This window comes from Bacillus sp. S10(2024), assembly GCF_050473865.1.
Taxonomy (GTDB): Bacteria; Bacillota; Bacilli; order Bacillales; family Bacillaceae_G; genus Bacillus_A.
This window is the reverse complement of record NZ_JBFLUR010000008.1, coordinates 1-7,662: the sequence shown is the minus strand read 5'-3', so window position 1 is coordinate 7,662 and position 7,662 is coordinate 1. Positions and strand designations below refer to the sequence as shown.

6 protein-coding genes are annotated in these 7,662 nt (G+C 31.9%); 4 read left to right on the top strand and 2 right to left on the bottom strand.

The window, feature by feature from the left end:
- Positions 1-346: 346 nt before the first annotated feature.
- Positions 347-934: a DUF4240 domain-containing protein gene (locus AB1280_RS24470; RefSeq protein WP_429757415.1), complete on the bottom strand. Its 588-nt coding sequence runs from the start codon at positions 932-934 to the stop codon at positions 347-349.
- Between the two features lie 310 nt (positions 935-1,244).
- Positions 1,245-1,928, bottom strand: coding sequence for a MerR family transcriptional regulator (locus AB1280_RS24465; protein WP_429757414.1), 684 nt, complete (start codon positions 1,926-1,928; stop codon positions 1,245-1,247).
- 315 nt (positions 1,929-2,243) lie between these two features.
- Between AB1280_RS24465 and AB1280_RS24460 the strand changes: the two genes are divergently transcribed.
- From AB1280_RS24460 to AB1280_RS24445, 4 genes are all read left to right on the top strand, one after another.
- A complete protein-coding gene (locus AB1280_RS24460) occupies positions 2,244-2,909 on the top strand; it encodes a helix-turn-helix domain-containing protein (protein WP_429757413.1) in 666 nt (221 codons plus the stop codon).
- 818 nt (positions 2,910-3,727) lie between these two features.
- Complete coding sequence (locus AB1280_RS24455; protein WP_429757412.1) at positions 3,728-5,197, top strand: plasmid recombination protein; 1,470 nt, start codon at positions 3,728-3,730, stop codon at positions 5,195-5,197.
- A gap of 220 nt (positions 5,198-5,417) precedes the next feature.
- Positions 5,418-6,074, top strand: a complete 657-nt coding sequence (locus tag AB1280_RS24450; protein ID WP_429757411.1) for a MarR family transcriptional regulator — start codon at positions 5,418-5,420, stop codon at positions 6,072-6,074.
- Between the two features lie 678 nt (positions 6,075-6,752).
- Entirely contained in the window at positions 6,753-7,241 is a 489-nt protein-coding gene (locus tag AB1280_RS24445) for a hypothetical protein (RefSeq protein WP_429757410.1), read from the top strand.
- Positions 7,242-7,662 lie beyond the last annotated feature (421 nt).

The following is a 7,662-nucleotide window of genomic DNA, read 5'->3' as shown; positions in this document are numbered from 1 at the left end:
ACAATGAAATCGTCATGAATTGTAACCATATCAATAAAATCTAATTCATTTTTATTTAATTTCCAAATGTATTTCATATCTATGTTTTTTTTTATTAAAAAGAATTCATGTTCTAATGTCATAATTTTCCCCTTTTTATTTTTTTCTGTTTATAGCATTATAACAAACTATATCTATATAACGAGGTTGGTTTTTTTATCTTTTATCAGGCCAAACAGGGGTACCGCCAGCATTTCAGAAAAAAACCATGCTAAGCAAAAAAACTAGCCTCTACAAAAGAAGCTAGTTGACGTAAAATTCGTTCTCGGAAGTTCAGGTTTGTATGTATTTGTTCAAGTTTAGGAATTTATTCTCTCCATTTGTCTTTATTGCTATATGTTTCATAATCAAACTTTGGCATATAATCAAATTCTTCGTCATTTTTCTGTTCATATGCTTCTCTAGCTACACTCAATAAAGATTCAAACTCTATGTCCTTCGGCATTTCCTCAGGATTTTGTAAAACTTCGTAATAGAAGTCCCGTCCATTTGCTACAACCACACATCTTGCATACAGAAAATTGTCTACGGAGAAAAATTCTTCTTCGTTTACATAGGCATACTCACCAATGTTCTTTGCATATTCAATACCGTCCAAATCGTAAAGCAATTTCGAGAGTATGTCCTCAAAAGCAAATATATCTTCATTGGAACTTTCACTTAAATAGTTTACCGCCTTTTCCAAAACCGCTTCGTCATCACCTTCATGCTCCCAATCAAACATATCAATAATTTTCCAGAACTCATTCTCGTCCATCTTCTGATTTTGAGATGTGTTAAACATATTAACCTTCTCCTTTGTTTTCTTTTTATTTATAACTACATTTTGATGATTTTGATTACAACCAAACAGACTGCATATCAAAAAGAGGGAAACAAATAACTTTTTCTTCATATAAGTCCCCCTTTTTTTCTCCATTGTACCATTTAAAAAAAGGCATGTATCGTGTTTTTTAGATTGTATAATCTATTCAAATTCAGTTAACATAACATCCTATTATCGGTAGCAAGGATAAAGGAGAATCCCTTGTGAGAGTAGGGATTCTCCTTTATCCTTTTCTATTACTCTATGCATCTTTTTATACATTCCTATCTTGACGCAGGTTTTCTGGTTCTCGTTTGTTACTGGATTAGCCAAAAAACTGTATAAAATCCTGCATATTATTCGTTCTTTTAAAATTTCATGTACAATAATTGAAATTCATTTATTTACTGAACAAGTTAGAGAAGAATCCTTTCTTTTTTTTCTCTTCTCCTTTGGCTGCTGCGAGTTGTTGAATGCTCCGTATATTTTCCATTAACATTTTATCTCTTTCATTTGTTCGTTCTTCTTGTCTTTTTAATTGTTGTCCCACTTGTTTAAGGAGCTCACGATCCGCTTTACGTTCATCCTCAATTTTTTCTAACAGGGCGTAATAAGAGTTTCGTTCTTGCTCCATTTCTTGGATTTTCTCTATAAGACTTTTGTTAAGTTGTTCTTGATTTTTTACATAATTCATTAATGATTGTATAGCTTCTTCTGTTAAAATAGATGGTTCAGCTGATATAGGATTTAAAGAGTGGGTAACAGAATGGGTTTCATTTTGGGATTCCTTTTTCTTTTTTTGAAGAGCGCCCCCCGCTCTTTCTAAAGAGTGTCCACCTTGACGCCTTGATACAATAACCTTTGCAGCTTGTTCTAAATTAAACCTTTGTTCCTGTACTAAAGTTTTAAACAAAATAAGTGTGTCTTCATCATAGCGGGTATAGTAGCGAGTTCCATCTTCATTCTTTTCCCAGCCATACCCGTTCTTTTCTAGAGCGGCAGCCCATTTTCTTAAAGTGCTTATTCCGATACCTAGCCGCTCGCTCATTTCCTTATTTAGCAAGACATATTCGTATCTTTTCACGCTCTCACCTCGCTCTCTAGAATAGCATAAAACGCTCTCCATCCGCTCTTGAACTCGCTTTTCAATGGTTATTCGAGGATTGAAAGGGATTTCCTTTGTATTTTTTGCTTAGCGTGTTTTTTTTTAAAATACTAACAATCCCCCTATAACTTACCTTTCTAATTATTAATTATTAAAAATAGAAGATAAATCACGATAAAAATAGCACCAAAAAAGGCTGCAACAAATCATTGCGGCCCTTTTTATTGTGATGCTACAATGCGTTTCTTACTATTTAACATTAAAATAATTAAAGTAATTAAAGGAGGTACATATATGGAAATTGGAAAAAAAATAAAACATTTAAGATTAATAAATAAAATGACACAAGAAGATGTAGCTAGCCAATTATTTATTTCAAGACAAGTTATATCTAAATGGGAACTAGGAAAAAGTCTTCCCGATCTAACCAATTTATTAGCCTTAAGCAATCTATTTAATGTTTCAATTGATTCTTTATTAAAGGAGGATTCAAATTTGCAAAATCAGATAATAAAACAAAGCAATTACAAAAGATATTTACTAATAGCCGCTATATATATATATTCTTTGATTACTCTTATTGTTATATTTTATTGTCTTATTGCTTTTTTACTTATACCAAAAGACATAAAAACATCAGATCTAAAAGTTATTAATTCACACTTTTATAAAAAAAACGATAAAGAAGAAATTCTATATATTTATAGTAAATTAACACCTTTTTTCTCCAATTATTCAGGGGATTATAGCCTCAATGTAAAAGAACATGAAATAAACATTCATGCTAATCGAAATTCAATTCCTTTTAGAAATAAAGATGTTTTATTTTCAATTGAAAAAGATATATCTCATGGAATAGATTGGGAAGAAAAAGATGTTTACATTGTAGATGAAAACAATAAAAAAATACTTATATATAACCATAAAAATAAACAACTGTATTACCAACTAAAAAATTAAAAAGTAGGCGATCAAAATTAAAAACATTTATAAATATATTTTTATACTAACTACGCTTATTCTTAATATAATTAGTTCTCTACTCATTATGAATACTGCATTTACACCAGGGAATATGGTATTTGCTATTACATTTTTATTTTTCACCATGCTATTTCAATCAACTACAATGCTATTTATTATATATATGATTAAAAATGATACATCTAAAAAGCTAAAAATAATATTATATGTATTTTTAACACTAGATATATTTATCTTTTTATCATTGCTATACATGACATATATAGTAACAACAACATTAAAATATTATTAACATTTTTATAGTAAGGGAATGCTTGTATACTGATCTGTACTGCATTCCCTTATTATATGTATGCTATATTATCTACTTAATAGAAAAATAAAGTAGATAAAGGTAGTTGTATCGTGTCTGTCAACGGTAAGCGGACAGAATGAAGCGAAAGCGAAATGAAGGAGCATTAAGGAGTTGACAGACTCACTATGCAACCCTCTTGTGGTTGTCAAAAGGTATCCTTTTGACCCTGCCAACCGGCGAGGGAGCCCCTCAAGGATTGAGGGGTTGGGGAGTTCGATTGATGGGGTCAAGGGGAAGAGTTCCCCTTGTAGGTTCGGACAAAGTCCGAGGTCTTTTTGCCATGTTAAACATGGCTCGGCAACGCCGACAAGCGTCGCAGACCCCTATCGATTTTGATGCGTTAGCGTCAAAATACGTATAGGGTTACGTTAATTGACTCCATTTCGTCGCTTTGCTAGACTTATGGTATCAATTAATCTAGGGGAAGTGGTGGCACTTTATGTTGGCGTCTATCTCATTTAATCAATCTCACCAAAGTTCGTTGAGCCATAATAACAGAGAAAACATTCATGGGAATCCTGGTATTGATCCAGCCAGGTCAGAGGAGAATATTTACTTTGTTCAAAAGGACATCCGAAGTGTATACAAGGATGTTTTTCAAGAGGCGGTGGACAAGTATAACGAGAAACAAAAACGGAATGATCGTAAAATAAATGATTACTATGCCAAAGTACATAAAGACGATAAGACACATGAGCAACGAGAATTGATCGTAGCGATTGGAGAAGGCAAAGATGACCCAAAGTATAGGGAAGCAAAGAAAGAAGCGTTAAAACGGTATGCAGAAGCGTTTCAAGAGCGTAATCCAAATCTAGCAGTCTATAACATGGTGTTACATGATGACGAAGCAAATCCGCATCTACATATTAACTATGTACCGAATTTCGAAAGTAGTCGAGGCTTAACGAGGCGTGTCGGAATGGATAGAGCCTTGCAACAACAAGGCATAAAAGGAAAAGGAACGGAACTTATTGCGAATTGGAGAACATTAGAAACGGCTTATATCGAGGAATTAGCAAAAGAACATATTCCTGATTTTGAAAGGGCAAATGTAGGGTCTCACAAGTACATGAAAGTCCGTCAGTATAAGGAATATGCAGAAACAAAATCATTTATTGAAAATCAAGTACAAGAAAAAGAAACGCAATTACAAGTTGTCGATCATCATTTGAAAGATGCTGAAGAAAAAGCAAAAGAATTACAGATGGTGAAAAAGCGTTTGGAAAGTGATGTCGTTGAGAAGTACAAAGAATTAGAGACAATGAAGCAACAAGTGGAAAGCGGAAGTGAAAAGCTGCAGCTGATTGGCCAACGTTATGTAGAGTTAGAAAAAAGAGTAAAACAAAAGCAAGAAGAATTAGATCGTGTTGCGGATCAAGTACCACATGAACCTGTTAAAATTCCATTTTTGCGTAAAGAAGTAATAACAGAAGTACAGGATAAGATGTTTGGAAAAGCTGAAATCAAGAAGAAACAGACAAGAAATTATGTGTTATCACCAGAACAATATCAAGAATTAACAAAACAAGTGAATGCAGCGGTGACTATCAAAAAGGATTATGAGCATTTGAGAAAAACAGATTTTGTGAAAGAGTATCAAAGTTTACGAATGACTGCAGAAGGTTGGATGGAAGAGAATAGGACATTGAAACAAGAAAAAGGTCAGTTGCAAAAAGAAGTGGGGACGTTAAAGACTGAAATAAGTTCTTTAAAAGCTCATATAAGAGATTTACAGACAAATATAAAGGTTTTATATCAAGAAACAAAAAAAGTCTTTAAAGAGCAATTTAAGACGTTTAGAGCGATTATTAAAAATGAATTGGATAATAAGGGAATAGATAATCAATTTGAACGTGAGTATAAGAGGGAAATGAGCAATAAACATCGAGGATTTGATATGGAAAGATAAAAAAATTGGGGAAACTTTGTTTCCATCTTTCAGGTTATTGAAAACGTGATAGAATGAAAAAAGAGCCATGCGGGAACATGACTCTTTTAAAAGGGTATTCTACGAAAATACCTAAAAGAAAATTATCTGGTTATAGGTTATCATAATTTGATTTATAATCAAATAGCAAAAAATAGGTGTTTTTGTTGATTCCCTCAATTTAAGGAGGAATTAACTAGATATGACAAAGAAAATTATTGATTTTGGACAAGTTGAAAAAAAAGCAAAAGAAAGAGATAGCAAAATTAATAGTATTTATGAAAAACTTGAAGGCACTGGTGGACTTTCTGAAGAAGAAAGAGCCATGATGCTACAAGTATTAAGTAAAATGTCTGGTGGAGAAGAATATTTTATTGGTAAAAAGAAAAAACCTACGGATCGGGTGAGATTTGTGCAAATGATTACAGAGAATATTGATTATTTATGTGAAATTGGCTATTTAACTCAACCGGAAAAGGCATTTTTATTTGATATTTCAAGATTTCTAGAATTTAAATCAAATGTTGTTGTTGAAAAAAATAAAGATGATGATATAAAACCGAATGCAGCATCTCCTAGTTATTTAGCTAAGAAATTAGGGAAAACAAGGACTTCTATTTCAAAAATGATGAATGAATTGCTTGAAAAAGGAGTTTTAGGAGTGGCAGAAACTGGTGTAATAACTGAAGATGGAAGAACTTGTTCAGCAAGGACTTGGTTTGTTAATCCTAATATATTATGTAATTCACCTAAAGATGATATTGATAGAGCGACTCAACAAATTTTTTCAAAAGCTTTACGTAATATTAAAATTGAAGGTAATAGAAAAAAACATAAACTACCAATTTATTTATTTTAGATGTCAATTTATATTGACATCTTTTTTTATTTATCATTTTCCATTTTATAGGTGTTAAATTTTTTTAACACAGGTGTTAAAAAAATTTAACACCTTATGTCTTATAAACCCTTGCTATTACTGGCTTTCTTCACTTTACTCTTCTCACTCTTATATATAGGGCTAAAAGTTCCGCAAGGAACGGGTCGTATTTTTGAGAAAACCACTCAAAAATCTCCACCCTCAAAATAAAAAAGTCGGTTCGTTAATCCTCACCTAAAGGCTACCGCCTTTTCTTTTTTATTTTGTCCTTGCAAAACTTTTTTCGGCTGGTTTTTAGCTTTTGCCAAGCCGAACAGACCAAAAACGAGGATTTAGATGGTTCGACTTAGACTAGCAATTGTACCAGCCGAACCACCCAGTCCTATCGATCTATTCAGTTCTCTTTTGCAATATGCAGTTACGTTAAATTCTTGGGGGCTAGCCCCCAAACCCCCAGCCAGCACTCACACCCAAAAACAAGGGAAATACCGAATAGACATTTACATTTTTTGTATTTTCTTGAATACAAACCCTATTTTGGTATAAATAGGTTGAGGAAGCGCTAACATTATAGTATTGTTATAATGTGGTTGATTTACATAATGAATTAACTATATTACATACGCAAACTATTGTATTTTTGAAGGAGAGGTTATTATGGTATTGAAGAAAGCTAGTTTTAAATTGGCAAGTATTTTTGTTTTATCTATGATTCTATTATTAGGGTTATTTTCACCTGTAGAATCATATGCTCAAACTATTGATAATAGTGTTGCTTTATCATCTGAAATTAACGAAGGTGATGCGGCTTTAAGAAGTGATCCAGGGGAAAACGCTTATTATAATTCGTTAATGGTTAAATATGGAGTATTTAGTCATGATGGTGTTTGGTCTTGGCATAAAGGATCTTTTGGTCATCCAATTGAGTCTTTAGCCTATCATTATAATAAACATGGGAAATCAGTTGGAGCTACAACAATGACGCAATATATAAATAAATCTATAGCATTTAAAGCTAATCTTAAAGGAGCAACAACATCAAAAGTTAATGGAGCGGTTCCAAATGTTTATAGATATAAAAAATTAGGTAAATTCATAGATATTCAAAAAGGAAGCAACTTAATTATTTCTTTTGGTAAAGCGTAAATAAAAGCAATAAAAAAGAGGGTCTAAAAAAGACTCTCTTTTTTATTTTTTGGTATTGAAAGGGAAAATTAGATACCTCGATGTAAGATGTAATATTCACCTGTTTCAAGTTTTTGAGTAAATGTAATAATTTTTTCTAATTGAATTATTAAATCTTGTTTGTTGAATTGCAATTCTTTATATTCTCCTTCATCTTTATTATTCTCATTCCATTCATATTGTCCGGTTAAATAAATTTTGTCAGGGGCATTTCTAATTAAATTTTCCCAAGAAGTAAGAATGTTTTTAAAAATTAAAGCGGATTTTTTATCAAATAAAGTTAATTCATAATAATTAATACCAATTGTCTTGGGAAGTTTGGATTTATAGGGTTAATACTGGGAATCCACTTCAAAGAATCATTAATATATACAATGAAATC

What these genes read in the sequence shown, in the direction of transcription:
- AB1280_RS24470 (WP_429757415.1), bottom strand. Translation starts at nt 934, where the DNA reads ATGAAGAAAAAGTTATTTGTTTCCCTCTTTTTGATATGCAGTCTGTTT.
- AB1280_RS24460 (WP_429757413.1), top strand. Translation starts at nt 2,244, where the DNA reads ATGGAAATTGGAAAAAAAATAAAACATTTAAGATTAATAAATAAAATG.
- AB1280_RS24455 (WP_429757412.1), top strand. Translation starts at nt 3,728, where the DNA reads ATGTTGGCGTCTATCTCATTTAATCAATCTCACCAAAGTTCGTTGAGC.
- AB1280_RS24450 (WP_429757411.1), top strand. Translation starts at nt 5,418, where the DNA reads ATGACAAAGAAAATTATTGATTTTGGACAAGTTGAAAAAAAAGCAAAA.
- AB1280_RS24445 (WP_429757410.1), top strand. Translation starts at nt 6,753, where the DNA reads ATGGTATTGAAGAAAGCTAGTTTTAAATTGGCAAGTATTTTTGTTTTA.